At 69.8% G+C, this 24,546-nt stretch carries 28 protein-coding genes; 16 read left to right on the top strand and 12 right to left on the bottom strand.

All coding sequences use genetic code 11. The features are described from left to right. From AB0M73_RS46410 to AB0M73_RS46365, 10 genes are all read left to right on the top strand, one after another. A partial coding sequence (locus tag AB0M73_RS46410) for a sugar ABC transporter permease (RefSeq protein ID WP_363906043.1) occupies positions 1-1,024 on the top strand: 1,024 nt, incomplete at its 5' end. Beyond that, positions 1,021-1,839, top strand: coding sequence for a carbohydrate ABC transporter permease (locus AB0M73_RS46405; RefSeq protein WP_363906042.1), 819 nt, complete (start codon positions 1,021-1,023; stop codon positions 1,837-1,839). The genes AB0M73_RS46410 and AB0M73_RS46405, both read left to right, overlap by 4 nt. A gap of 2 nt (positions 1,840-1,841) precedes the next feature. Beyond that, positions 1,842-3,194 carry a GH1 family beta-glucosidase gene (locus tag AB0M73_RS46400; RefSeq protein WP_363906040.1) on the top strand — a complete coding sequence of 451 codons (1,353 nt, stop codon included), beginning with the start codon at positions 1,842-1,844 and terminating at the stop codon, positions 3,192-3,194. A 9-nt stretch (positions 3,195-3,203) separates the two neighbouring features. Beyond that, positions 3,204-4,220, top strand: coding sequence for a LacI family DNA-binding transcriptional regulator (locus AB0M73_RS46395; RefSeq protein WP_363906038.1), 1,017 nt, complete (start codon positions 3,204-3,206; stop codon positions 4,218-4,220). 27 nt (positions 4,221-4,247) lie between these two features. Then, positions 4,248-4,964: a PIG-L deacetylase family protein gene (locus tag AB0M73_RS46390; protein WP_363906045.1), complete on the top strand. Its 717-nt coding sequence runs from the start codon at positions 4,248-4,250 to the stop codon at positions 4,962-4,964. Positions 4,965-4,984: 20 nt separating this feature from the next. Then, positions 4,985-5,359 carry a 3'-5' exonuclease gene (locus AB0M73_RS46385; RefSeq protein WP_363906036.1) on the top strand — a complete coding sequence of 125 codons (375 nt, stop codon included), beginning with the start codon at positions 4,985-4,987 and terminating at the stop codon, positions 5,357-5,359. 132 nt (positions 5,360-5,491) lie between these two features. Further along, positions 5,492-6,070 (top strand): TetR family transcriptional regulator, encoded by a 579-nt coding sequence (locus tag AB0M73_RS46380; RefSeq protein ID WP_363906034.1) that lies wholly within the window; start codon positions 5,492-5,494, stop codon positions 6,068-6,070. Further along, positions 6,067-6,867: a dienelactone hydrolase family protein gene (locus AB0M73_RS46375; RefSeq protein WP_363906032.1), complete on the top strand. Its 801-nt coding sequence runs from the start codon at positions 6,067-6,069 to the stop codon at positions 6,865-6,867. The genes AB0M73_RS46380 and AB0M73_RS46375 overlap by 4 nt, the downstream gene beginning before the upstream one ends. Further along, positions 6,864-8,264 carry an amidohydrolase gene (locus AB0M73_RS46370; protein ID WP_363906030.1) on the top strand — a complete coding sequence of 467 codons (1,401 nt, stop codon included), beginning with the start codon at positions 6,864-6,866 and terminating at the stop codon, positions 8,262-8,264. The genes AB0M73_RS46375 and AB0M73_RS46370 overlap by 4 nt, the downstream gene beginning before the upstream one ends. Then, a complete protein-coding gene (locus AB0M73_RS46365; protein WP_363906028.1) occupies positions 8,257-9,018 on the top strand; it encodes a maleylpyruvate isomerase family mycothiol-dependent enzyme in 762 nt (253 codons plus the stop codon). Before AB0M73_RS46370 ends, AB0M73_RS46365 begins: the two co-directional genes overlap by 8 nt. On the opposite strand, the gene AB0M73_RS46360 is transcribed toward AB0M73_RS46365, so the two are convergent. Both AB0M73_RS46360 and AB0M73_RS46355 read right to left on the bottom strand, forming a co-directional pair. Then, positions 8,999-9,457, bottom strand: coding sequence for a hypothetical protein (locus AB0M73_RS46360; RefSeq protein WP_363906026.1), 459 nt, complete (start codon positions 9,455-9,457; stop codon positions 8,999-9,001). The genes AB0M73_RS46365 and AB0M73_RS46360 overlap by 20 nt on opposite strands. After that, positions 9,454-10,155 carry a hypothetical protein gene (locus AB0M73_RS46355; RefSeq protein WP_052396370.1) on the bottom strand — a complete coding sequence of 234 codons (702 nt, stop codon included), beginning with the start codon at positions 10,153-10,155 and terminating at the stop codon, positions 9,454-9,456. Before AB0M73_RS46355 ends, AB0M73_RS46360 begins: the two co-directional genes overlap by 4 nt. A gap of 257 nt (positions 10,156-10,412) precedes the next feature. Here AB0M73_RS46355 and AB0M73_RS46350 point away from each other — a divergent pair, with 257 nt between their 5' ends. Then, positions 10,413-11,354, top strand: coding sequence for a chitinase (locus AB0M73_RS46350; protein ID WP_363906024.1), 942 nt, complete (start codon positions 10,413-10,415; stop codon positions 11,352-11,354). A 58-nt stretch (positions 11,355-11,412) separates the two neighbouring features. On the opposite strand, the gene AB0M73_RS46345 is transcribed toward AB0M73_RS46350, so the two are convergent. Continuing rightward, complete coding sequence (locus AB0M73_RS46345) at positions 11,413-11,844, bottom strand: peptidase inhibitor family I36 protein (RefSeq protein ID WP_363906023.1); 432 nt, start codon at positions 11,842-11,844, stop codon at positions 11,413-11,415. Between the two features lie 16 nt (positions 11,845-11,860). Further along, positions 11,861-12,277 (bottom strand): hypothetical protein, encoded by a 417-nt coding sequence (locus tag AB0M73_RS46340; RefSeq protein ID WP_363906021.1) that lies wholly within the window; start codon positions 12,275-12,277, stop codon positions 11,861-11,863. A gap of 243 nt (positions 12,278-12,520) precedes the next feature. Here AB0M73_RS46340 and AB0M73_RS46335 point away from each other — a divergent pair, with 243 nt between their 5' ends. Further along, complete coding sequence (locus AB0M73_RS46335) at positions 12,521-12,910, top strand: heme-binding protein (protein WP_363906020.1); 390 nt, start codon at positions 12,521-12,523, stop codon at positions 12,908-12,910. Here AB0M73_RS46335 and AB0M73_RS46330 read toward each other — a convergent pair. Continuing rightward, a complete protein-coding gene (locus AB0M73_RS46330) occupies positions 12,897-14,276 on the bottom strand; it encodes a glycosyl hydrolase family 28 protein (protein WP_363906018.1) in 1,380 nt (459 codons plus the stop codon). The two genes, AB0M73_RS46335 and AB0M73_RS46330, sit on opposite strands and share 14 nt — an antisense overlap. Positions 14,277-14,515: 239 nt before the next feature. On the opposite strand from AB0M73_RS46330, the gene AB0M73_RS46325 reads away from it, so the two are divergent. The 3 genes from AB0M73_RS46325 to AB0M73_RS46315 are packed head-to-tail and all read left to right on the top strand — an operon-like array spanning position 14,516 to position 16,273. Then, complete coding sequence (locus AB0M73_RS46325) at positions 14,516-14,650, top strand: hypothetical protein (protein ID WP_363906016.1); 135 nt, start codon at positions 14,516-14,518, stop codon at positions 14,648-14,650. 44 nt (positions 14,651-14,694) lie between these two features. Beyond that, the gene (locus AB0M73_RS46320; RefSeq protein ID WP_363906015.1) at positions 14,695-15,096 is read left to right on the top strand and encodes a hypothetical protein; all 402 of its coding nucleotides are present in this window, start codon (positions 14,695-14,697) and stop codon (positions 15,094-15,096) included. Between the two features lie 4 nt (positions 15,097-15,100). Further along, on the top strand, positions 15,101-16,273 hold the full coding sequence (locus tag AB0M73_RS46315; protein WP_363906013.1) for an MFS transporter: 1,173 nt from the start codon (positions 15,101-15,103) through the stop codon (positions 16,271-16,273). 44 nt (positions 16,274-16,317) lie between these two features. On the opposite strand, the gene AB0M73_RS46310 is transcribed toward AB0M73_RS46315, so the two are convergent. From AB0M73_RS46310 to AB0M73_RS46285, 6 genes are all read right to left on the bottom strand, one after another. Continuing rightward, on the bottom strand, positions 16,318-16,740 hold the full coding sequence (locus tag AB0M73_RS46310; RefSeq protein WP_363906011.1) for a DUF6292 family protein: 423 nt from the start codon (positions 16,738-16,740) through the stop codon (positions 16,318-16,320). 38 nt (positions 16,741-16,778) lie between these two features. Next, positions 16,779-17,291, bottom strand: a complete 513-nt coding sequence (locus tag AB0M73_RS46305) for a hypothetical protein (RefSeq protein ID WP_043726909.1) — start codon at positions 17,289-17,291, stop codon at positions 16,779-16,781. 75 nt (positions 17,292-17,366) lie between these two features. Next, a complete protein-coding gene (locus tag AB0M73_RS46300) occupies positions 17,367-17,966 on the bottom strand; it encodes a hypothetical protein (protein ID WP_363906010.1) in 600 nt (199 codons plus the stop codon). After that, complete coding sequence (locus AB0M73_RS46295) at positions 17,963-19,570, bottom strand: VWA domain-containing protein (RefSeq protein ID WP_363906009.1); 1,608 nt, start codon at positions 19,568-19,570, stop codon at positions 17,963-17,965. The genes AB0M73_RS46300 and AB0M73_RS46295 overlap by 4 nt, the downstream gene beginning before the upstream one ends. Further along, positions 19,567-20,667, bottom strand: coding sequence for a toxic anion resistance protein (locus tag AB0M73_RS46290; protein ID WP_363906007.1), 1,101 nt, complete (start codon positions 20,665-20,667; stop codon positions 19,567-19,569). The genes AB0M73_RS46295 and AB0M73_RS46290 overlap by 4 nt, the downstream gene beginning before the upstream one ends. Next, a complete protein-coding gene (locus AB0M73_RS46285) occupies positions 20,664-21,749 on the bottom strand; it encodes a hypothetical protein (protein WP_363906005.1) in 1,086 nt (361 codons plus the stop codon). The genes AB0M73_RS46290 and AB0M73_RS46285 overlap by 4 nt, the downstream gene beginning before the upstream one ends. A 185-nt stretch (positions 21,750-21,934) precedes the next feature. On the opposite strand from AB0M73_RS46285, the gene AB0M73_RS46280 reads away from it, so the two are divergent. Beyond that, positions 21,935-23,557 (top strand): long-chain fatty acid--CoA ligase, encoded by a 1,623-nt coding sequence (locus AB0M73_RS46280; protein WP_363906044.1) that lies wholly within the window; start codon positions 21,935-21,937, stop codon positions 23,555-23,557. Positions 23,558-23,645: 88 nt separating this feature from the next. Here AB0M73_RS46280 and AB0M73_RS46275 read toward each other — a convergent pair whose 3' ends face one another. Beyond that, on the bottom strand, positions 23,646-24,371 hold the full coding sequence (locus tag AB0M73_RS46275) for a TIGR00266 family protein (RefSeq protein ID WP_043726914.1): 726 nt from the start codon (positions 24,369-24,371) through the stop codon (positions 23,646-23,648). Between the last annotated feature and the right edge of the window lie 175 nt (positions 24,372-24,546).

Below are 24,546 nucleotides of genomic sequence, written 5' to 3'. Positions count from 1 at the left end.
TCAAGCTCGCCCCCCGCCCCCCCTCCCCTCGCCTTCTACCCCAGCGCGTCCACCTAGCTCTCCCAATGGCCACGGCCCCGCTCGGCCCCCGGCTCGCGGGGCCTACCGTGTCCGTGCGCCCCCGCGGCGGGACCGCCTGGACAAGCTGGATCTCAAGGTCTCGCCGTACCTCTACGTCGCGCCGTTCTTCGCGGTGTTCGCGCTGGTCGGCATGTTTCCGTTGCTGTACACGGCATACGTGTCACTGTTCGACTGGCGGCTCGGCGATGACACGGCGAAGTTCGTCGGCGTCGGCAACTACACCGAGCTCCTGGCCGACCCGCAGTTCTGGAACGCGCTGGTGAACACGATCAGCATCTTCCTGCTCTCCAGCGTGCCGCAGGTGATCGTGGCGATCGCCGTGGCCGTGCTGCTGAACACGAACCTGCGGCTGCGCACGGGATTCCGGATGGGCGTGCTGGTGCCGTACGTGGCCAGCCTGGTCGCGGTCGGCATCATCTTCGGCAACCTGTTCGGCGTCAACTACGGCCTGGTCAACTCGGTGCTCGACTTCGTCGGCATCGGCAAGATCGACTGGCAGGCCGACCGCCTGGCCAGCCATCTCGCCATCGCCACCATGGTGGACTGGCGCTGGACGGGCTACAACGCGCTGATCGTGCTGGCGGCGATGCAGGCGATACCACCGGAGCTGAACGAGGCGGCGCTGATCGACGGCGCGGGTCCCTGGCGCCGGTTCACCAGCATCACGCTGCCGATGCTGCGGCCGACCGTCATCTTCGTGGTGATCACGTCCACCATCGGCGGCCTGCAGATCTTCACCGAGCCCAAGCTGTTCAGCGCGATGCCCGGCTCGGACACCGGCGGCTCCACCAACCAGTTCCAGACGGTGACCCTCTACCTGTACCAGTCGGCGTTCGACAACCAGCAGCTCGGTTACGCCAGCGCCATCGCCTGGATGCTGTTCCTGGTGATCGTGTTGGCGGCGGTCGGCAACTACTTCATCACGAGGAGGCTGAGCCGATGACCCGCCGACCGGGATTCCTCGTCTACGGCCTGCTGATCGCCTTCATCCTCGGCTCGGTCTTCCCGCTGTACTGGTCGTTCCTGGTGCCCAGCCACGGCAACGACATCCTCACCGACAAGGTGCCGCCGCTGCTGCCGGGCGGCAACTTCCTGAGCAACGCCCAGCAGGTGCTCGACACGATCCCGTTCTGGCACGCCATGGTGAACAGCGTCATCGTCTCCGGCTCGGTGGCGCTGTCGGTCGTCGTGTTCTCCACGCTGGCCGGTTTCGCCTTCGCCAAGCTGAGGTTCAAGGGCAGCAACCTCCTTTTCGTACTCGTGGTCCTGACGATGGCGGTGCCCACGCAGCTGGGCATCATCCCGCTCTACATGGCCATGTCCGAGTTCGGCTGGGCCGGTCACCTGCAGGCGGTGATCGTGCCCAACCTGGTCAGCGCGTTCGGCGTGTTCTGGATGCGCCAGTACCTGGCCGACGCGGTGCCGTCGGAGCTGATCGAAGCGGCCCGGTCCGACGGCTGCTCGATGATCAGGATCTTCTGGCACGTCGCCGTGCCGGCCGCCCGGCCGGCCGCGGCCATGCTCGGCCTGTTCACGTTCATGCAGTCCTGGAACGACTTCCTGTGGCCGCTGATCGCGCTCGACCAGAACAACCCGACCATCCAGCTGGCCCTGGAGCAGCTCCAGGCCGGCTACTACGTCAACTACGCGTTGGTGCTGGCCGGCACCACGCTGGCAACGATCCCGATCTTCCTGCTGTTTGTCGCGGTGGGCCGTCAGCTCGTCGCCGGCATCATGCAGGGCGCCGTGAAGGGGTAACTGTGCTTGATTCCGCTGGGGTGTTCCCGGAAGGATTCCTGTGGGGCGCGGCGACGGCCGCCTACCAGGTGGAGGGCGCGGCGGCCGAGGACGGTCGGTGCGAGTCCATCTGGGACGTCTTCAGCCGCACACCGGGCCGGACGGTCAACGGAGACACCGGTGACGTGGCGGCGAATCACTACCACCTGCTCGACGTCGACCTGGCGTTGATGACCGAGCTGAACCTCGACGCCTACCGGTTTTCCGTGTCGTGGTCCCGAATAATCGACGACGACGGCGCGATCAACCGCAAGGGCATCGACTTCTACGAGCGGCTGGTCGACGGCCTGCTCGACCGCGGCATCACGCCGTTCCTCACGCTCTACCACTGGGATCTGCCGCAGCGGCACGAGCTCAACGGCGGCTGGGCGCAACGGGACACGGCACAGCACTTCGCCGACTACACCCAGGTCGTGCACGACACGCTGCACGACCGCGTGCACAACTGGACCACGCTCAACGAGCCCTACTGCGCCTCCCTGCTCGGCTACGGCGCCGGCGTGCACGCGCCCGGCGTCCGGGAGCCGAAGAAGGCCGCCGCGGCCGTGCACCATCTGCTGCTGGCCCACGGCCTGGCGCGGTCGATCATCCGGGACAACGTCAGCGTCACGTTCAACCTGTACCCGGTCGACCCGGTCGATCCCGACGACCCGGCGGACGTGGACGCCGCCCGGCGGGTCGACGGCCTGCAGAACCGGCTCTGGCTGGATCCCGTGCTGTGCGGCAAGTACCCGGACGACGTGCTGGCCGACCTGGCCCCGCTGGGCTTCGCCGAGCACATCCGCCCGGGCGACCTGAGGCTGATCGGCGCCCCGCTGGACTCGCTGGGCGTGAACTACTACACCGGCCACCACGTCACCGGGAAGCCCGGCGGAAACACGCCGGAATGGATCGGGTCGGAGCACGCCCACAACGTCAGCCGCGGCCTGCCGACCACGGCCATGGGCTGGGAGGAATTGCCCGACGGCCTGTTCCGCGTACTGCACCGCCTGCACCAGGAATACCCGAGGCTGCCCATTCATATCACCGAGAACGGCGCGGCCTACGACGACACCGTCGTCGACGGCCGGATAGACGACCACGCCCGGCGGCGGTATTTCGAGCAACACCTCGGGGCCGTGCGGGACGCCATCGCCGCAGGTGTGGACGTGCGCGGCTACTTCGCCTGGTCCCTGCTCGACAACTTCGAGTGGGCCGAGGGTTACGCGAAAAGGTTCGGGATTGCGCATGTCGACTTCGACACCTTCGCCCGCACTCCTAAGCTGAGCGGCAGGTGGTACGCGACGGTGGCAAGGGCGAACGCCCTGCCGGAGTAGGGGTAGAGCGTGGCCGAAGACGGCCGGGAAGTCCCGACCCTCGACGAGGTGGCCAGGGTGGCCGGGGTGTCCCGGTCCACCGCCTCGCGGGTGATCAACGGTCGCACCTACGTCAGCGCCAAGGCCCGCGAGGCGGTGGCGCAGGCCGTGACCAGCCTCGGCTACAGCCCGAACATGCTGGCCCGGTCGCTGGCGATGAAGCGGACCAACTCGATCGCGCTGGTCGTCTCCGAGCACGGCGACCGCGTGCTCGGGGACCCGTTCTTCGCCCGGGTGCTGCGCGGCGTGCACGCCGGCCTGGCCGGCAGCGGGCTGCAGCTGGTGCTGCTGATGGCCCAGGACGAGCAGGACCACGGGTCCATGGCCAACTACCTGACCTCCGGGCACGTGGACGGGGCGCTGGTGGTCAGCCTGCACGGCGAGGATCCGCTGCCCGCGCAGCTGGTCGCGTCCGGGCTGCCGGTGGTGCTGTGCGGGCGGCCGCTGGCCAAGGTCGCGGTGCCGTACGTCGACGCCGACAACTTCAACGGTGCCGGGCAGGCCGCGCAGTACCTGATCGACCAGGGCCGGCGGCACGTGGGCACCATCGCCGGCCCGCGGGACATGGCCGTGGGCATCGACCGGCTCAGCGGCTGGCGGCGCACGCTGTCCATGGCCGGGCGGCCGACGGACGCCATCGCGCACGCCGACTTCAGCCTGGAGGGCGGCATGGCGGCGATGGAGCAGCTGCTGACCGCCCATCCCGGGCTGGACGCGGTGTTCGTGGCCTCGGACCTGATGGCCATCGGGGCGCTGCACGTGCTGCGGGGGCGGGGCATCCGGGTGCCGGAGGACATCGCGGTGATCGGCTTCGACGACTCGGGGCTGGCCGCGACCTCCGTGCCGCCGCTGACCACGGTCCGGCAGCCGATAGAGGAACTGGGGCGGACCATGACGTGGCGGCTGCTGGCGCAGTTCGAGGGCGACGTGGAGTTGCCGCCGTCGGTGCTGCTGCCGACCGAGTTGATCTGCCGCGAGACGGCGTAGCGGAGAGGTACCGTTGCGCCCGTGAGCATGCCCGAGGCACTGGAGCCGGTCGACGAGTCCTTCGACAGCGTGCTGGCGCTCGTCGCGCATCCCGACGACCTGGAGTACGGCACCGCCGCGGCCGTCGCGCGCTGGACCGCCCAGGGCAAGCGGGTCGTCTACGGCCTGGCCACCAGCGGCGAGGCCGGCATCGACACCATCGACCCGGAGCAGTGCGGGCCGCTGCGCGAGGCCGAGGAGCGTGCCGGGGCCGCGATCGTCGGCGTGGACGAGGTGGAGTTCTACGGTTTCCCGGACGGCGTCGTGGAGTACGGCCTGCCGCTGCGCCGGGCCTTCGCCGCGGCGATCCGCCGGCACAGGCCGGAGATCGTGCTGATCACGACCTGGCGCGAGTTCTGGGGGCCGGGCAACCCCAACCAGGCCGACCACATCGCGGTCGGCCGGGCCGCGCTGGACGCCGCCCGGGACGCCTCGAACCGCTGGGTGTTCCGGGATCTGGGGCTGGAACCGTGGAAGGCCAAGCACGTTTTTGTCGTCGGCAGCCCGAACGCTCGGCATGGCGTCGACGTGACGGCGGGCTTCGACCTGGGCGTCGCTTCGCTGGAGGCGCACGGCGAGTACCTGCGGGGGCTGGTCGACAACCCGATGAGCGACCCGCGCGAGTTCCTGGAATCGGTCGCGCGGCCGACCGGCAGCCTGCTCGGGGCCAAGTTCGGCCTCTCGGTGGAGGTAATCGACTTGTAGCGGCTGGTTAATCTCGCCGCATGACCGCACGTCTGGTGAACGTCGTCGACGTCGAGGCGACCTGCTGGCCGGGCAGCCCGCCGCCCGGCCAGGTCAACGAGATCATCGAGATCGGGCTGACCGTCGTCGACCTTGTCGCGCGCGAACGCGTGGCCAAGCACCGGATCCTGGTGCGGCCGCGGGCGTCGTCGGTGAGTGAGTTCTGCACGTCGCTGACCGGGCTGACCCAGTCCGAAGTGGACGGCGGTGTGTCCTTCGCGGACGCCTGCGCCCGGCTGGTCGTCGAGCACGAGGCCCGCGAGCGGGGCTGGGCCAGCTGGGGCGACGACGACTCGTGGAACATCGCGGCGCTCGTGCTGCTCATGGTGGACCGGGGGAGCTGGCGCGGCGTTTGACAACCCCCGTGAGGCCGTGAATGCGTTGTAGGCCTGCGGAAACGTGAACGCCGGTGGTCGGAGGGGAACCCGGCGGCGACCCGGGCGAACGGCTCGTCCGTATGTTCGAGCCACCGCTGCTACGGTCGATGCATGACCCGTGCCGACGCCACCAGAGCCCGCCTGCTGGAGGCGGCCACCGAGGAGTTCTCGCGCTACGGCATCGCCGGCGCCCGGGTGGACCGCATCGCGGCGGCGGCGCAGGCCAACAAGAACCTGATCTACGTCCACTACACCAACAAGGAGACGCTGTTCCGCGCGGTGTTCGAGGCGCATGTGGTGCGGCTGCTGGGCGAGGTGCCCTTCAGCGCGACGGACCTGCCGGCCTACGCCGGGCAGCTGTACGAGTTCTTCCTCGACAACCCGCGGCTGCTGCGGCTGGCCGGCTGGTTCCGGCTGGAGCAGGGCGACTACGACGAGGCGGTGGCGGCGATCGCCAGGTCCAATGCGGACAAGGTGGCGGCCATCGCCCGGGCCCAGGCCGACGGCCGGGTCGACGGCCGGTATCCGGCCGATGTCGTGCTGACGCTGGTGCTGGCCACCGCGGCGGCCTGGGGCTCGGGCAACCCGGCCACGGTGCAGACCTACGATGGGCCCGACCCGAAGATCGTTCGCCTGGCGATCGAGGCCGCGGTGCGCGGTGTCGTCGCGGGAAAGGACTCGGCAGCATGAGCGACGCGCCCACCTCCGACCTGACCGGCTGGCGCAAGGCGCCGTTCACCGGGGCCGGCCTCACCTACGACTGCTACGAGAAGGGCGAGGGGCCGGGCGTCGTGCTGGTGCCCGAGGTCCCCGGCATCACGCCGCTGGTGCTCGGCCTCGCGGATCACCTGGTCGAGCAGGGCTTCACCGTGGTGGTGCCGTCCCCGTTCGGCACGCCGGGCAAGCCGATGACCGTGGGCTACGTGCTGGGTGTGGTCGCCAAGCTGTGCGTGTCGGCCGAGTTCCGGGCGTTCGCGGTGAACGCCCAGCGGCCGATCACCCAGTACCTGCGGGCCGTCGCCCGTGATCTGGCCGGCCGCACCCCGGGCAAGGGCGTCGGCGTGATCGGCATGTGCTTCACCGGCGGGTTCGCGCTGGCCACGGCCGTGGAGGAGGTGGTGTTGGCGCCGGTCATGAGCCAGCCGTCGGTGCCGTTCCCGATGGGCAAGGCCCGGCGGGCCGACCCCGGCTTGTCGGAGGCCGAGATGCAGGCCGTGGCCAAGCGCACCGAGGACGGCCTGTGCGTGATGGGCCTGCGGTTCAGCCAGGACCCGGCCGTGCCGGAGGAGCGCTTCGCCACGCTGCGCCGGCGGCTGGGCGACGCGTTCGAGGTCATCGAGCTGGACTCCAAGCCCGGCAACCCCGGCGGCTTCGCCAAGGGTGCGCACTCGGTGCTGACCGCCGAGGTCCGTGAGCGGCCCGGGCACCAGGCGCTGGCCGCGCGGGAGCGGGTCGTGGAGTTCCTGCGCGAGCGGCTGACGGCGTGACGGATCTGGTGCTGCGCAACGTCCACCGCGATGGGCGGCTGGTGGACGTGCGGATCGCCGGGGGAGTGGTCGCGGCCTTCGGCGAGCCGGGAACGCTGCCGGGCGAGGTGATCGACGGCCACGGCGGGCACCTGCTGCCGGGGCTGGTCGACGCGCACGTCCACATGCAGCAGTGGGCCTCGTCGCGGCGGCGGATTCCGTTGGGGGAGGCCAAATCCGCGGTCGAGGCGGTCGAGCTGGTGCGCGGCGCCGCGCAAGACTGGGTGTTCGGCGCGAATTTCGTCGACGGCCTGTGGCCGGACGCCCCGCACAAGGATCTGCTGGAGGCCGCCCTGCCCGGCCGTAAGGTCGCGCTGTTCAGCGCCGACCTGCACACGCTGTGGCTGAGCCCGGCGGCCCTCAAGGAAGTCGGCGTGGATCACCCGACCGGCGTGCTCGTCGAGGCGGAGTGCATGGCCGTCACGGCCCGCCTGCCGGCCGGCGACCCGGACGCGTGGGTGTTGGAGGCGACCGACGCGGCGGCGGCCCGCGGCGTCACCAAGATCGTCGACTACGAGCTGACCGACACCATCGCCGACTGGCAGCGGCGGCTGGCGATCCGCACGCCGTCGGTGCGCGTGGCCGCCGTGATCGCCAAGCACCTGCTGGAGCCGGCGATCGAACGGGGTTATCGGACCGGCGCGGTGGTGCCGGGCAGCGACGGGCTGTTGACCGTCGGGCCGTACAAGCTGTTCGTGGACGGGTCGCTGAACACGCGGACCGCCTTCTGTCATGACGCCTACGACGGCGACGGCCACGGGGTGGTGGTCGTGCCGCCGGAGGAGCTGATGCCGTTGATGCGGCGGGCGTGGGAGAACGGCATCGTGCCGGCCGTGCACGCGATCGGCGACCACGCCAACCAGATCGCCCTGGACGCCTTCGAGACCGTCGGCTGCCGGGGCCGGATCGAGCACGCGCAGCTGGTGTCGGAACGGGACCTGCCCCGGTTCGCGCAGCTGGGCGTGATCGCCTCCGTGCAGCCCGCGCACGCCCCGGACGACCGTGACGTCGCCGACCGCCACTGGGCCGGCCGGACCGGGCGGGCCTTCCCGTACCAGTCCCTGTTGGCCACCGGCGCGACGCTGGAGATCGGGTCGGACGCCCCGGTGTCGCCGCTGGACCCCTGGGACGGCATCGCCAGCGCCGTCACCCGCACCGACGACGACCGGCCCGCGTGGCATCCCGAGCAGCGGATTCCGCTGGAGGTCGCCCTGGCCGCGGCATGCGGCGGGCGGAGCTCGGTCGAGGTCGGGGACGTGGCCGATCTCCTTGTCGCGGAACGGGATCCGTGTCGCGGGGAGCTGCGGGACATGCCGATCGTGTTGACGATGGTAGGAGGACGGACGACACATGGCTGAGACGTATGCGATGCACTGCGCGGCCATCGAGCGGGAGGGGGCGCGGATCGGCGAGGTCGCCCGTTCGCACGACCTCTCGGCGCCGGTGCCGTGCTGTCCCGGGTGGACGCTCGCGGACGTGGTCGAGCACATCGGCCGGCTCCAGCAGTGGTTCGCCGCGATGATCGAGCGGCGGTCGCCGGAGCGGCTGCCGTTCGCCGAGGTCGACTTCGGCCTGCCGGCCGATTTCGCCGACTACCCGGAATGGTTGGTGGCTCGCCAGGCCGTGGTGGCCAAGGTTCTGCGGGCGGCCGACCCCGATGCCGCGATGTACACGTGGGGCCCGGGCGGCACCGTGCGTTTCTGGGCCCGGCGCATGGCGATGGAGTGCCTCATCCACCGCTACGACGCCGAGCTCGCCGCCGATTCGGTCACGGCCTTCGACCCGGCGCTGGCCGCCGACGGCGTCGAGGAGTTCCTGGTCAACCTGCCGTCGGCGGAGACGTTCACCCCGGCCGTGAGCCGGCTCCGTGGTGACGGGCAGACCATCGGCTTCGGCGTGTGGGGCACCGAGGTCGACTGGACCGTCCGCCTGGACGCCGACTCCTTTGGCCTGGTCGGCGCCGTGGCCGACCCCGATGCCGTGGTGAGCGCCGAAACCGTGGACGCCCTGCTCCTGTTGGTCTATGGCCGCATCGGCGTGGACGATCCCCGGATCAAGGCGAAGGGAGACGCCGACCTGCTGGAGAAGTGGTTCACGAACTCAAGGTTCTGACCCACTCCCGCTGCTGCTCGGTGTCGGGCACCTGGTGGCCGCGGGCCTGGGTGATCCGGGTCCAGGCGTCGTCGGGATCGAGGCCACGCAGCACCATGATCGACGCCGCCAGCAGCGAGGAGCGGCCGATGCCGGCCCAGCAGTGCGTGACGATGCCGGCGCCGGCGTCGAGGCGCGCGGCGAGATCGCGCAGGGTCGGCAGGATCTCGTCCCGGTCGGGCACGGTCCAGTCCGGGATGGGCAGGTGCACGAACTCGAGGCCGGCGTCGACGGCGGCCTTCGGCTCGTCGGTGAGCCCGGCGTGGGCCAAGTCCTCGTCGGTGAGGGCGCACACCAGGATGTCCACGCCGGCGGCGCGCAGCGTCGGCAGGTCCTTGAGCCGCGGCTTGGCCATGGTGCTGAGACGACCGGGGCCGGGCAGGTCGACGGTGTAGATCACTCCTCGACCATACGGGCCAACTCGGCCACGGCCTGCTGTGCGGTCGAGCGGGCGACCACCAGCCGGTCGCGGAACTCGTTGTGCAGGGCCGCCATCCGGGCCATGTGCTCGTCGGCGGCGGCGTTCTGCTGGCGCGCGTGCTCGTCGGCCTCGCGAATGGTGAGCGCCGCCCGCTCCTCGGCGAACCGGGTCACCTTGGCCGCCTCGGCCCGCGCACGGTTCATCAGCTGCTCGTGCTCGCGGTTGAGCTTGGCCTTGAGCTCGTCGTACTCGCGGTCAAGAGAGTCGTTGTGCTCGTTGTACTTGCGCTCCAGCTGCACCCGGCGCTGCTGGAGCTCGGCGCGCTGCTCGACCAGCTCGCGCTCGGCGGCCCCGCGCTGCTCGGCGATCTCCTCCGCCGCCAGGTCCATCATCATGCGCACGCGCTCGTTGACGTTCTCGCCGGTGAGCGGCTCGTCGGCCAGCTTGCGGACGCGTTCCCGCAGCGAGGTCAGCTCTTCCTCGGCCGCCCCCAGGCGTTTGGCCAGCTCGGCGTTGCCGGCCCGGGCCAGGTCGCGTTCGCGGGAGGCGGTGCGCAGGTCGAACTCGAGACGTGTCACGCGCTCGTTGACCTGACGCGTGTTGTAGCCCCGGAGGACCACGTCGAAGTGGTTGGGTCTGCGGGCGTCCTGTCCCGGCGCTTCGTCGGCACCTGCCATACCTCCACCCTACTGAGACGATCACCGCGCCGTTCACCCGAACCGGGGATCGGGATCCTCCGGGTAGCCGTCTTGTGCCGACCATCCCGTCGAACCGGGCAAAGCGGGCCAAAGCGGCGGCCGTCTTGACGCCGTCAGGCCGTGGCCCTAGCGTTTGGATGAATCCGTCAGGAAGGTTTCCTAACAATGGGGAAACCGCTCTCGGCGGACCGCACAACCGCCGCCTTCCTCGTCCCTGCAAGGAAGGAACCCTGCCCATGGTTAGCGCAGTTCGTCGCGCCATCACCATCGCCGCCGCGGCCCTGCTGCCCGCCGCGGCCCTGGCCATCGGCACGACCGGTGCCGACGCGGCCACGCCCAAGTCCTTCCCGGCCAAGTTCGCCGCGCCCTACCTGGAGCTGTCCAGCGGCACGGCCGGCCTGATGGCCGCGGACAAGAGCGCGTCCGGCGTCAGCCACTACACGCTGGCGTTCCTCATTCCCAAGAGCGGCTGCACGCCGCAGTGGGAAGCCGGCAACTCCGCCGTCGGCGCGTTCAAGTCGCAGATCAGCTCCCTGCAGTCCCAGGGCGGCGACGTGATCATCTCCTTCGGCGGCGCCGAGGGCGGTGAGCTGGCCCTGACCTGCACCAGCACGTCGAGCCTGCAGGCCGCGTACGCCAACGTGGTCAACACCAACAACGTGCACCGGCTGGACTTCGACATCGAGGGCTCGCCGCTGAACAACAAGGCGTCCATCACGCGGCGCGACCAGGCCCTGGCCGCGCTGCAGAAGGCCGACCCGTCCGTGCAGGTCGACTTCACGCTGCCGGTCGACCCGGGCGGCCTGCCGAGCAACGCCCTCAACCTGCTCAAGGACGCCAAGGCCCAGGGCGTCAAGGTCAGCACCGTCAACATCATGACCATGGACTTCGGCGACGGCGAGAACGCCCTCAACGACGCCGAGTCCGCGGCCAAGGGCACGGCCAAGCAGCTGGCCAGCCTGTACGGCGTGTCCTCCGCGCAGGCGTGGTCGATGATCGGGCTGACCCCGATCGCCGGCAAGAACGACGACAACGAGAACTTCACCCAGGCCAACGCCAAGACGCTGCTGTCGTTCGCCAAGTCCAACGGCGTCAGCCTGCTGTCGTTCTGGGAGGTCAACTCGTACGACAAGAAGGTCGGCTACGCCTACTCGAAGATCTTCAACGGCATCGGCTGACCCGCTCGAAACCGATGGCCCCACCGCGCGGTGGGGCCATCGGCCTGTTCCGGTCGACCTAGTCGTCCAGCGAGGCGCAGGAGGAGAACGAGTCGTTGTTCAGGCCCACGGTGTCGAAGATCCAGCCCGGGGCCAGGAAGAACGACGGGCCCTGCTCGTTGGCGTCGCGGTAGCAGTTGATGCGGACGTGCGAGTGGTTGGCGATCGAGCTGACCCGGTCGCCGAAGCCGACGGAGCTGAGGTTGACCTTGAAGCCGCTGACCCACTGGCACGGCCTCGGGCTGCCGTCGCCCTTGCACTGGGCGCCGACGTCGAACCGGTGCATCTGGCCGCCGTAGTTGTTGTTCTCGTACACGCAGAGGCTCTGCCCGTCGTCGGGACAGCTGGTCGGCGTCGCCGCCGCCGCCGATGCCGCCGGGGCGAGGGCGATCGTGCCGGCGACCAGTCCGGCCGCGGCCGCCCCGAGGGTGAATGCGCGTCGAATACGCATGTGATTCCTCCGTTGTTCAGTGGCTGATGGACCCGACGGAGCTGAACGAGTCGTTCTGCTTGCCCACCGTCGAGAAGAATTCGCCGCTCGGCAGCTGGAACTGCTCGCCGCTGAAGCCGGCGTCCTTGAAGAAGCGCGGATCGACGGGGTCTTGTTCGCTACCGAGCTGACGTTGTCGTTGACCGCGTGCCCGTTGCTGAATCGGAGCCCGCTGAAGTTGTCTGTCCTGAAGTCGCTGACGGTCTTGGTGCCGGAACGGGCACGCCGGGCCGCCGTGAAAACCGGTCGACCGGGTGGGTGCATCGATGATGGCGATGCCGCCCCCGTAGTCGTTGCTCTCGTGGAGCCAGAGGCAGTCACCGGTCGGGCAGTTTGCTCGGGTGCGGCTGTGCGGAAGCGGCCAGCGCGCTCGTCGCGAGTCCGACAGCGGCAAGGCCGATGGCGAGGACGCGTCTGATGGACATGGCTTTTCTCCTTGGTGCTGAACGCGCCCGATCGGGCCGATAGCCCTGATGGAAGCACGCCAGTGACCGCGTCCGGTGGAATCGCGGTCGATGAGGAAAGCCTTCGCGCCAATTCGGCGGCGACGGGTAATTGCCGTTAAGTACCGTGGTCGGGCGGGCGGCCCGGGGGACAGTCCCTTGCCATTGTGCAACAGTGTTGATTGAGTCTGGGCATGGCTGACCCCGACCTCGCCGAGCTGCGCGCCCAGGAGCAGCGGCTCGTCTTCGACCGCTTCGACAACACCACCGCGTGGGACCTGGGCCAGCAGATGGTGCTGGCGGCCCGCCGGCGTGAGCTGCCCGTGGTCGTGTCCATCGAGCGCAACGGGCAGCGGCTGTTCCACGCCGCCCTGCCCGGCACCTCCGCCGACAACGACGCCTGGGTCGACCGCAAGGTCCGGGTCGTCCGCCGCTACGGCCGCAGCTCGTGGTGGAGCAACTGGAGTCGTTCCTGGCACAGTGAAAACCGCGAGTCCCGCTCTCGGGCAAGCATGATGCCGGTTCCTGAGTGCGGGACTCGCGTTCTCGCTGGCGGTGGCGGTCGTCCCGCTACTTGCCGTTGATCTTGACGTTGACCAGCTTCAGGCCGTCCACATCGGACGTCGTGTTCCTGGTGTCGGAGACGCCGTTGAAGGCGCAGTTCTGGGCGGTGAAGCCGGCGACGTGGTCGGAGGACAGGCCGCTGACGTCCAGAACCTTGCCGTTGACCTTGGTGCTGGAGCTGTTGGTGATGCTGAACGGCCCGAACTTCGGCGGGAACTTGCCGGTCTGGCCGTTGTAGGTCATCGTCACGTAGGCGACGGAGCGGTCGAAGGTGCCGCTGACACTGTCCAGGTTGATGTTCTGGGCGAAGCCGCCGCGCAGGGTGTTGGACTTGACGTACAGGGCGAACTTGGTGGCGCCGGTGACCTTGAGCTGGTACGCGTACACGTTGCGGATGCCGCCGGTGAGCTCGCTGCCGCAGGTGATGGCGCCCCAGTTGCCGTTCATGGTGCAGTTGACCACCACGATGTTCTGCGACGGCACGTTGACCCGCCGGCCGTCGGCGTCCCGGCCGGACTTGATGGCGATGTTGTCGTCGTGGGCGCCGAGGATGCAGTTGCTGATCACGACGTGGTCGCAGGACTCGGGGTCGCAGCCGTCGGTGTTGGAGTGAGCGGTGCTCGGGTCGGTGCTCACGCCGTCCACGGTCACGTTGGTGCACAGCGTGGGGTGGAGCTGCCAGAACATGGGGTTCTTCAGCGTCACGCCCTGGATGAGCACGGTGTCGCACGAGTACGGCTCGATGAACGTGGACCGCATGGCATGGCCGGAGCCGGGCACGACCCGCTTCTCCGGCGGCACACCCTTGGCCACCAGGTCGTCGAGGTAGGCGCGGTCGCTGCCTTTGTTCCACGACGACGTGCCGCCGGCGTCGAGCACCCCGCTGCCCGTGACGGCGATGTTGTGCTCACCGTGGGCGTAGATCATGGGGGAGCGGTTCATGCACTCGATGCCCTCGTAGCGGGTGAGCACCGTCGGGAACTTCGAGGCGTCGCCGCCGAACTTGAGCGTGGCGCCGGCGGCGAGGTTCAGGTCCACGTTGCTCTTGAGGTAGATCGCGCCGGTGACGTAGGCGCCCTTGGCGACGACCACGTGCCCGCCGCCGGCCGCGTTGGCGGCGGTGATCGCCTTGGCGAAGGCGGCGGTGTTGTCGGTCTTGCCGTCGGCCACGGCGCCGTAGTCGGCGACCTTGAACGTGCGGTTCGGGAACACCGGCAGCTTGGTGTTGGCCACGATGTCGTTCGCCGCCGGCCAGGGCAGCGTCGGCACGTCATGTCCGTGCGGGCTCGCGCAGGCGGGTCCGTCGAGCACCGGGAGCAACCCCAGCACCCCGGTCACTGCCGCGCCGAGCTTCATCATCTGCCTGCGGGAAAGCGTGCCGGCCATCGACTTCGTCCTCCTCGGTGAGGGTCGCGGCGGCGAGCCGTCCGTTACTGTAAAGGTTTGCGCGGTCGGACGTCCACTCCCCGGACCGTCGAAACCGATGCGACCATTCCGGTGATGTTGTTCGCGGACGCCGCAGGCGCCGGCCGGGCAGCCCGGAGCGGCGGCGATGATCGTCGACTCGGCCTCCGTCACGCTCAGCACCGGCCGACCCGCTCCCAGCGACCGTTCGAACACCGTGCGTGACCAGGGGTTCGGCCGTCGAGGCCGGCACGGCCGCCGCCTTCGACGACAGGGTCGCCCCCGTCGTCGACGGGGTTCGACCGGCCGTCGATCCGGGCCGTCGCACCGGATGGACGACCACCCGATGGCGCTGATCAGGCGGTACCCTCTTCTGATCCGGTCGGTGGAGGAGGTTCAGGTGGCCGAGCCAACCCACGAGTTCCACCTCCTGCACGTGACCCAGTCGTGGCCCGCTCCCGACTTCGACGACCCGATGTACGACGTGATCAAGGCCGACCCGCCCGAGGGCTGCGAACCCGACGACTTCGGCGGCCTGTTCGGCCTGCGCTGCCTGCGCAGCGCCTCCACCCTGCTCGACGCCGTCGCCGAGGTCTGCCACGAGGTGCGGACCGCGCACGGCCTGCTGATGACCGACCTCGGCATCGAGAAGCTGTGGGAGTGGTCGCCCGACGGCCGCGACGGCTTCGGCGCCACCATCGTCGGCCAGTTGCTGCTGATGGCCTCCTCGCGCGGCCAGCAGCTCGGCTACGACATCGAGGACCTGGTCCGCTTCATCCGCACCGCGGCGGCGGCCAAGTAGCCCGTTGACGACAACTCTCTGGCGCAACACCGATTACCTGCTCTACTGGTGGTCGCGCGCGAGCTCCGTTCTCGGCTCCCAGGTCAGCTACATCGCGATGCCGCTGTTCGCGGTGTCGGCCCTGCACAACGCCGTCGAGGCGTCCCTGGTCACGGTGTGCGGCTACGGCTCCGGCTTGTTGTTCGCGTTGCACGCCGGCGTCGTCGGCGATCGCTTCAACCGCAAGCTCGTGATGGTCGCCGCCGACCTCGCCCGGGCGATCCTGGTCGGCATTCTCGCGTGGCAGGCCGCGGTCGGCGGCGCGTCCGTGTGGTCGATGTGCCTGATCGCGTTGTCCGTCGGGGCGCTGTCGGTGGTGTTCGACTCGGCGGCCGCGGCGGCCCTGCCGGATCTCGTCGGCGAAGGTCTGTTCGCTCGGGCCATGGCGCGCAACCAGTCCCGGGACTTCGCGCTCGCCATGGTCGGCCCGTTGCTCGGTGGCGCACTGCTGCAGGCCGGTCCGAAGTGGGCCTTCGCGGCCGATGCCGGCAGCTACGTCATCTCGGCCCTGCTGCTCGCCTTCCTGTCCACGAAGCTGACGGCGGACCGCCAGCCGCAGCGGACTGTCGCCATGATCCGCGACGGCATTCGGGCCGTGGTCCAGGATCGGGTGCTCGGGCGACTGACGGTCTACCTGAGTGCGCTCAACCTCGTGTTGACCGGGAGCGTCTTCGCCACCTTCGTCAAGTTCGGCACGTTCTCGGCCGGCTCGGCGGGAATCGCGGTAGCGGCGCAGGCGGTGGGCGGCATGCTGGGTTCGCTTGCCGCCGAAAGGATCCGGCGAAGGCTGTCGGCCCGGACGATCGTCGGCCTGCACGGCGGACTGTGGGGCGCCGGCCTCCTGGCGATCGCCCTCGTGCCGACAACACCTGTTGTCGCGATGGGACTGGGACTCGGATGGCTTGTCGCGCCGGCATTGCGGCTGGTCCTGGGCACCCGGTTGATCGAGGTGGTGGCGCCGGACATGCGGGCCCGGGCGAACAGCGCGGTCTCGCTGTCCACTGCCTCGTTGAGCCTGCTGGGCCCGCCCATCGCCGGGCTGGCCGGCGGCGTCCTCGGCTACGGCGGCACGATGGCCGGGTTCGGGCTGATCGCCCTGACGGCGATGCTGGGGGCCAGGCCGACAGCAACGAGGTGATGTGGAGGGGGCCGATCATCCCGACCGTCCACAGTGGATGATCGTCAGGCGGCGAGGCCGTCCTCGGCGCGGGCCGCGAGGCGCCACACCAGTTCCTCAATCTGGTCACGGTCGAGCGCGGTCGGCGCCTCGGGCTGCCCCGGGCAGCGGCCGGCGATGACGTCCTCGACGAACCGGTGCACCTCGTCCGCCTCGGCGAGCACGTCGCCGCCGAGATAGGCCAGCACCACCGGGTCGTCGGCCGGCGCCGTCTCCAGCGCGACCGACCAGCCGTGCCGCTCGTCCCACAGCAGCATGAGATCCATCTCGGGGAACACGGGGCTGCGGCGGTGCAGCGCCAGATAGGCGCTGGACAGCTCGCTCACCTCATGGTGCACCGCGTGCCCCGGCACGCGCAGCGCGGCGGCGACGGAAACGACGTAGTTGGCCAGGCCCCGGGCGGTCAGACTATCGGGATCAACATTCACGGCCTGCGGTTACCCGCGAGAACGCGGCCCGAAACCGGTCACGACCGAAAATCCTGCGGCCCGCCCAGCGCGCTCAGGATCCGTTGCATCACCTGAGGATCAACACCCAGCGGCTCGTCGGCCAGCGCCTCGGCGGCCGGCGACCGGCGCTGCTCGCGGCGGGGCAGCGGCACCGATTTGGCGTTCATGTTGTTGGGCAGGGCCAGTTCGCTCCACAGCCGCGTGCCGTACGCCGTCGGCACGACACCGATGCGGGCGCCGGCGAGCTCGGGTGACACGACGGGCCGGGTGGCCACTCGCTCGTCCTCGACCTCGACGACGAGACCGTCGCCCTGAAGCCGCAGCCGCACGGTCATGAACCCGGCGACCCCCGGGCCGGCGTTGTCCACCACGGCCGCGACCATGTGCCGCCCGACCTGTGTCGCCAGCGGCACGAGAGGCCGCAGCGACCACTCCATCAGGGAGAAGCGGACGAACATCTCGGCGACGTTGACAGCGCTCGGCGTCGCCACCAAGCGCAGGTCGTCCACCTGGGAGGTCTGGTTGTTCAACCGAGGTTCCTTCCCGCAGTCGGTGCAGTGGTGTCGCGTATCTTGCCAACCTGCGCGAACGTTACGCTAACCGGGTCACTTCTCGTCGCGCCGCGCCCGGTCCCTGAGGTAGCGCGTGTGGTCGGCCTGGCGCCGCGAATCGGCGTCGTAGAACTCCTCGGCGATCCGCCGCGCCTCCTGTTCCAGCAGGTCGAGCTGGGTGAGCAGCTGCTCGGCGGCGCTCGGCTCGCTGGCCACGCGGCGGGTCACGGCGTACCACCACGGCATGTTCAGGAACGTCTGCACCGTCGTCGGCAGGTCCGTGGCGGCGATCCGCGCGACCGCGTGCAGGGTGTCCGGATAGGCGCTCAACTCGGCCGGACGGGCCAACAGCCCGCAGAGCACTTCGGCGATCCGGTCCAGCCGTTCGATGGCCTCGGCCGGCATCCGATTGCCGAGCCCGCGCACCCGTGCCACGAGCGAGTCCAGGCCGCGCAGCAACGCCTCGGCCTCCTCGGCCGGCTGCGGCGGCACCAGCCGCACCCGCTCCGGCGGGGCGGCCAGCGCGCCGGCGGCGTACAGCGCGGCGACCACGCCGAGCCAGTACGCGCCGCCGACGCCCACGAAGTGCAGGCCCAGCCCGACGATCCCACCGGCGCAGCCGGCGAGGTTCTTGGTCGAGCCCAGATATCTCACTGGTAGCCCCGGATGTCCTTGAAGACGTCGGCCAGCGACTGGCTGCGGCCGTCGAACACCTTGCCGCCGGTCGCGGTGGCGATGGCGTTCATGTCGTCCTGGCTGCCCTCGCCGAACAGCACGGGGAACACGGGCGTGCCCTTGAGCCGGTCCGGCACGGTGCCGACGAAGCCCTTGAAGTCGTCCAGGCCGGCGCCCGCGGTGTTCTCGCCGTCGGTCATCAGCACGATGGAGGTGAACCGGTCCGGGTCGGCGCCGGACTGCTGCTCCAGGATCTGGTACGCCTTCTCCAGGCTGGTGAAGATCGCGGTGTCGCCGTCGGCCACCAGCCTGTCGGCGGTCTGCTTGATCTGGTCCAGCGCCGGCTGCCGGTTGTCCGGGTCGACGGTCATCGTCACCGGCGCGGCCGGGCCGGTGGAGAACGGCAGCAGCGTGACCTGTTCCCGCGCGTGGAACTGCCGGTAGCGGCCGACCAGCGAGCTGTCGACGCCGGTCAGGCCGATCAGCGCCGCCTTCAGCGCGGCCAGCCGGTCGCCCTCCATGGAGCCGGAGGTGTCGAGCACGTACACGGTCCGGGACGGACGGCGAATCTTGTCGAAGTAGGCCGAGACGAGCGTGTCGACGGCCTGTTCGGTGCCGGGGAACGGAAGTTCGACCGGGCTGGCGTCGGTGAACTCCTCGGCCAGCGGCACCTGCGGCGCGATGGGACGGCGGTGCGTGGTCTCCATGATCCTGCGCTGCACGTCCGGCGTGCGGAGGTGGTCGGTGAGGTGCTGGAACGAGTCGCGGGCGTCGGAATTGGCCGACGCCAACAGGGTCAGCGGGTAGTCGGCCGTGACCACACCGTCCGACGGGTGGATCACGGTGAGCCCCTTCATCTCCAGCAGCACCGACTCGTAGTTGATGAGCCCGTCCACCTTCGGACCGGGATCGGCGCCGCTGGCCCGCTTCTGGAACGCGTCCGAGAGCCAGCCCGAGGAGCCGGCGCTCAAGGTCTGCGCGGCGAAGAACTGCTTGAGCTGCGGCGTGATCGCGGTGATCTGGTCGGGCGTCAGCGCGCTGCCGCTGCCGGCCAGCGCGGCCGCCACGCCGACCAGCGCGGAGAAGCCGGAGTTGGAGGCCGACGGATCGGTCATGCCGTAGCTGAACCTGTGCTGCCCGGCCGCCTCGGCGATCTGCGACCAGGTGACCTTGCCGTCCTGCCACCCCAGTTGTCGCAGCACGGAGTTGGGCAGCCCGAGCACCACCGGGGAGCTCATGATCTTCGTCTGGGTGCTGAGCTTCTTGGCGCCGCCGGGCAGCAGCGTGAGATAACGGTTGGAGGAGAACCAGATCGCGTCGTAGGCGGAGTCGGCCTTGCCGTCGAGCACCGTCTGCGCGCCCTCCAGCGTGCCGGAGAAGGTGAACTTCACCTGCACGCCGGTCGCCTTGGCCGCTTCGTCCAGTACCGGCTGCATGTCGGCCAGCTCGCTGCCGGCCAGCACCCGCAGCACGCCCGCTTTCGCCTGTCCCAGCGGCTGTTTCTGGTCCGTGCTGTCGCCGCCGGAGCAGCCGGCCAGCGCGACCGCCAGCACGGCGGCCAGTGCGATGAACCGCTTCCTCATGGTGTCTCCCGTAAGCGGTTCTGAGCCCGTCGCAACTCGTCCTCCAACGCGGAGACGGTGTCGGCCATCGCCGACGCGGCGGCGGCCTTGAAGCCCTCGACGTCGTCGATGGCCCGGTAGATCTGGTCGAACGACTGCCGCAGCGTGTCCATGCCGACCGCGGGATCAGTGCTGATGCGCTGGATCTGCTGGCCCTGCATGGCGATCAGGTCCGCGTTGGCCTTGATCAGCCCGTCCGTGGTGGCCCGCAGCGTCTCCATCTCGTCGATCACCTTGCGCTGCCCGGCCAGCGCGCCGCTGACCACGACCGCGATGCGCAGCGCCGAGACGGTCGTGCCGGCCGCGCGGTCGACGCCTCGGATCAGCTCGTCATTGTTGCGCCGCAACACGTCCAGGGCGAGATAGCCCTGAACGCAGACGGCCAGCTGGGTGAGCAGGTCCCGATGTCGTTGCCGCACCGGGAAAAGCACCTCGGCCCGGACCGTGTCGGCCCGCGCCGGATCGGCCAGGTCCATAATGGACGCCTGACGGTCCACCGCCTCGTCGACCGCGCCGGCCATCGCCGCCGCTTCGGACAGCCGGCCCATGGCCTCCCACAGACGTTCCCGCTCGCCCTGGATCGCCGCGTTGTCCCGTTTCAGATCGTCCTGGCGGGCCCGCAGCGCGCGCACCACGGCGTTGATCGGCGCATCCGCGGCCTGATAGCGGGCCAGCAGCTTCTTGGCCGGATTGCCCAGGCTGATGCCGAACACCGTGCGGCCGGCCGGATCCAGCTCGTGGATCCGCTCCCGAAGCTCGGTCAGGCTCACGCTCACCTGCTCCGACGGCGGGTTCACGCCCTGCACCGCCCGGTCGAGCAGGCGGCCCGCGATCGTCGCCGCCGTCCGCATCTCGTCCTCGCCCAGCGCCAGCACCTTGCCCACCCGCACCGAGAAGTCCGGCGCCATCGGGTCCATCGCGCCCAGCTCGGCGGCGATCCGCTCGGCGTCGTCGGCCAGCTCGCCCAGCCGCTCCGTCGGCACCGGCACCATGCCCGTCGCGCTGGACGTCGACACCGCCCCGACCGGCTCCGGCGCGGTCAATGGCCGCTCGCTCACGCCCCGTACTGCTTTCCGACGGCATCCAGCAGGCGTTCGAGCGTCTCGAACGACGGCGGGTCGACGGTGTCCACCAGCGAGGTCGGCAGCGGCAGCTTGTGCTCGGAAACGACCTGGGTGAAGTACTTCGGGTCCTGCGTGCGGAAACCGAAGGTGGCGGCCAGCTTCGACAGCTCGGGGTCGCTGTTGAGCAGCTGCCCGACCTGGTCGCCCGGGCCCTTCAGCGCGACCAGCGTGTGCTTGGAGTAGACGGTGGGGGACAGGTACACCAGCCGCATGTCGGGCTTGATCGAACCGTCGTCGCGCACCAGACGGTCGGCGTACTGCGCCTCGTAGACCAACACCATGGGATTGCGGCCGATGCCGGCCGACAGGAAGTCTTCGAAGGGCGCGTCCGAGCTGTTCTGGGTGTAGCCCTGGTTGGTGAACAGCGGGGTGACCTTGGGCAGGATCGCCGCCTCCTGCTGCTGCGTGTTGACCACGCTGAAGCCGTTGGCCACGTAGGAGGCGATGGACAGGTACATCGCCGCCGAGTTGGAGTCGCGGGGATCGGTGGTGGTGATCAGGATGTTCTTGCGCACCGGATAGCTGGTGTTGCCGGGCAGCTGGTCCCAGCGCGTGCCGTTCGCGGTGAGCTCCATGTACTTGGCGATGTCCAGCACGTCGTAGTCGCCCGCGCCCTTGTGCACCACGCCGGCCTTGGTCAGCAGGTCGACGATCGGGGCGAAGGTGGCCACCGCCATCGGCGAGGAGAACGGGGCGTAGGTGTGGGCATTGCCGTGGTCGTGCCGGATGCGGTCGGCCGCGGGGCTGCTGGACGGGAAGGCGAAGTCGTACTTCGACAGGTCCGTCCGGGTGGCCATCTGGCGCGAGCCGGCCGGATCCACCTGCACGTCGAGGCCGTGCTTGGCGAACGCGTCCTTGACCCGCTGGTCGCTGAAGAAGGCCAGCTTCTCCGAGCCGATGACGCCACGCACGGTCGTCAGCTGGGTGCTGTCGGTGCCGCCGCCGCCGAAGATCACGGCCAGTGCCACCCCGATCACCAGAACGGCCGCGAGGCCGATGCTGATCAGCCGCTTCACCTTTGTCTCCCAAGGGAATCATGTGGCGACAACGCCGCCGTGGCGATCATCGCCCGGGCCGTGGGGGCGGCGGCGGGTGTTGGCCGGATCGGGTCATGAATTCTTGGTGAACGGGCAGCGCCGTTGCCATACCAACTGGTCGGTACTAGCGTGGTCGCGAGTCGTCCAACGGAGGTCGTCGCGTGATCGTCAGCACCATGCAGGAGTACCCGCTCACCATCCCCGCGATCCTGCGGCACGGCGCCTCGGTCTACGGCGGCAGCGAGTGCGTGACGAACACCGGCTCCGGCTTCCGCCGCGCCACCTTCGCCGAGGTCGCCGCGAACGCCGAGCGGCTGGCCGCGGCGCTGACCCGGCTCGGGGTCGGCGCCGGCGACCGGGTCGCCACCTTCTGCTGGAACAGCCAGGAGCACCTCGAGGCGTACTTCGCGGTGCCGGGCATGGGCGCCGTGCTGCACACGCTCAACATCCGGCTGTTCCCGGAGCAGCTGTCGCACATCGTCAACCATGCCGAAGACAAGATCATCATGGTTGACGACAACCTGGTGCCGCTGCTGGCCCGCAGCCTGCCCGACTTCAGTGCGGTGGAGAAGTTCATCGTGGTCGGCGACGGCGACGCCAGCGTGCTCGGCGACCGCGTGCTGCGGTACTCGGACCTCATCGCCGCCGAGGAGCCCGGCTTCGTGTGGCCCGAGCTGGACGAGCGGTCGGCCGCGACCATGTGCTACACCAGCGGAACCACCGGCAACCCCAAGGGCGTCGTCTACTCGCACCGGTCGACCTACCTGCACGCCATGGCCGTGCTGTCGGCGTCCCTGATCGGCTTCACCGAGGCCGACCGGGTGCTGGCCATCGTGCCCATGTTCCACGTCAACGCGTGGGGAATTCCGTACGGCGCCTTCCTTTCCGGCGCGACACTGCACATGCCCGGGCCGTTCATGATGCCCGACCAGTTGACCCGCTTCGTCGCCGCCGAGCAGTCGACGCTGGCCTCAGCCGTGCCGACCATCTGGAGCGCCATCCTCAACTACGGCGCCGTGGCCGACATCGACCTTTCCTCCTTGCGTGCCGGCACTTCCGGCGGCGCGGCCATTCCTTCGGCGCTGCTCACGGCATTCGACGAGAAGTACGGGCTGCGGATCATCCAGGGCTGGGGCATGACCGAGACCAGCCCGCTGGGCGGCATGGCCCTGCCGCCCGCCGGCGTCGAGCCGGGCACGGCCGAGGACCTCCGGTGGCGCCTCAGGTCCGGCCGCGTCGCCGCCGGCGTCGAGATGCGCATCGTCGACGCCGTCGGCGAAGTCCTGCCGTGGGACGGCGAGTCCGTCGGTGAGATCGAGGTCCGCGGGCCGTGGATCACCGGCTCCTACTTCCGCGACGACGCCCCCGAGAAGTTCGACGACGGCTGGCTGCGCACCGGCGACATCGGCACCGTCGACGCCCGCGGCTTCTTCCAGATCACCGACCGGGCCAAGGACGTCATCAAGTCCGGCGGCGAGTGGATCTCCTCCGTCGAGCTCGAGAACCACCTCATGGGCCACCCCGCCGTCGCCGAGGCCGCCGTCATCGGCATCCCCGACCAGCGCTGGGACGAGCGCCCCCTGGCCTTCGTCGTCGTGCGCGCCGGCGCCTCGGTCGCCGCCGCCGAGCTGGCCGACTTCCTCGCCGCCAAGGTCGCCAAGTGGCAGGTCCCCGAGAACTGGACCTTCGTCGAGGAGATCCCCAAGACCACCGTCGGCAAGTTCGACAAGAAGCCCCTGCGCGCCCGCTACCGCGACGACGAGCTCAAGGTCGAGCGCCTGCGCTGAGGCGATGGCCGCATGCAGGTAAGGCGTCCTTCCCTGCGTTCAACGAGGGTAAGGCGTCCTTCCCTGCATGTTGCTGCGCCGCCGGCCGCTAGTTGTTGAACAGGCTGCTTCGGCCGCCCTCGTTCTGCGGCAGGTACGGGGTGAGGGAGTGGGCGAGGCGGTCGATGGGCAGGGACTGCAGCCACACGCGGCCGGGGCCGGTGAGCTCGGCCAGGAAGATGCCGTCGCCGCCGAAGAGCTTGTTGCGGATGCCGGGCACGGTGGTGATGCCGAACTGCACGGTGTCCTGGAACAGGCCGATGTGCCCGGGGTGGGCGCGGATCACCTGACCGGGCTGGAGGTCGTAGGGCACGACCTCGCCGGACAGCTGGAGCCACGCGCGGCCTTGGCCGCCGATGCGCTGGAGGAGGAAGCCCTCGCCGCCGAAGATGCCGGCGCCGAGCCGCTGCTGGAAGCCGGTGGTGAGGGTGACGCCCATGGTGCCGGCGACGTAGGAGCGGCGGTGAGCGAGAAAGCCGTAACCGGGCTGGGGAGCGACGTCCACGGGGAAGATCTGCCCGGGCAGGTGGGCGGCGAAGGACACGGAACCGGGTTGGCCCACGGCGGTGTAGTTGGTCATAAAGAAGGTGCCGCCGGACAGACTGCGTTTGAGGGCCCCGAAAACGCCGCTGCTGCCGGCGCCCTGCGTCGAGGTGCTCAGCTGGATGCTGGCCGACATCCAGGACAGCTCCCCGGACTCGGCGCACACCGATTCGCCCGGATTGAGCATGATGTCCAGCACGGGCATGACGGTGCCGTGCACACGATCCTGCATGATCCCTCCCAGTGGGTTCCCCGCTCTGACGCGGATCATGGCAGGCCGGTTCCGAGCGGCCCCCGCCCGGTGGGCGGTTTCTAGGGGTCGTTGCAACACAAGTAGCTAGCTGGCGTCGGCCAGGAGCTTAGCCAAGCGCTCGGCTGGGGTGTCCCAGCCGAGCGTTTTGCGTGGG

Source organism: Kutzneria sp. NPDC051319 (assembly GCF_040682195.1).
Classification (GTDB): Bacteria; Actinomycetota; Actinomycetes; order Mycobacteriales; family Pseudonocardiaceae; genus Kutzneria.
The sequence above is the reverse complement of the archived record's forward strand: the minus strand, read 5'-3'. Positions and strand labels throughout refer to the sequence as shown.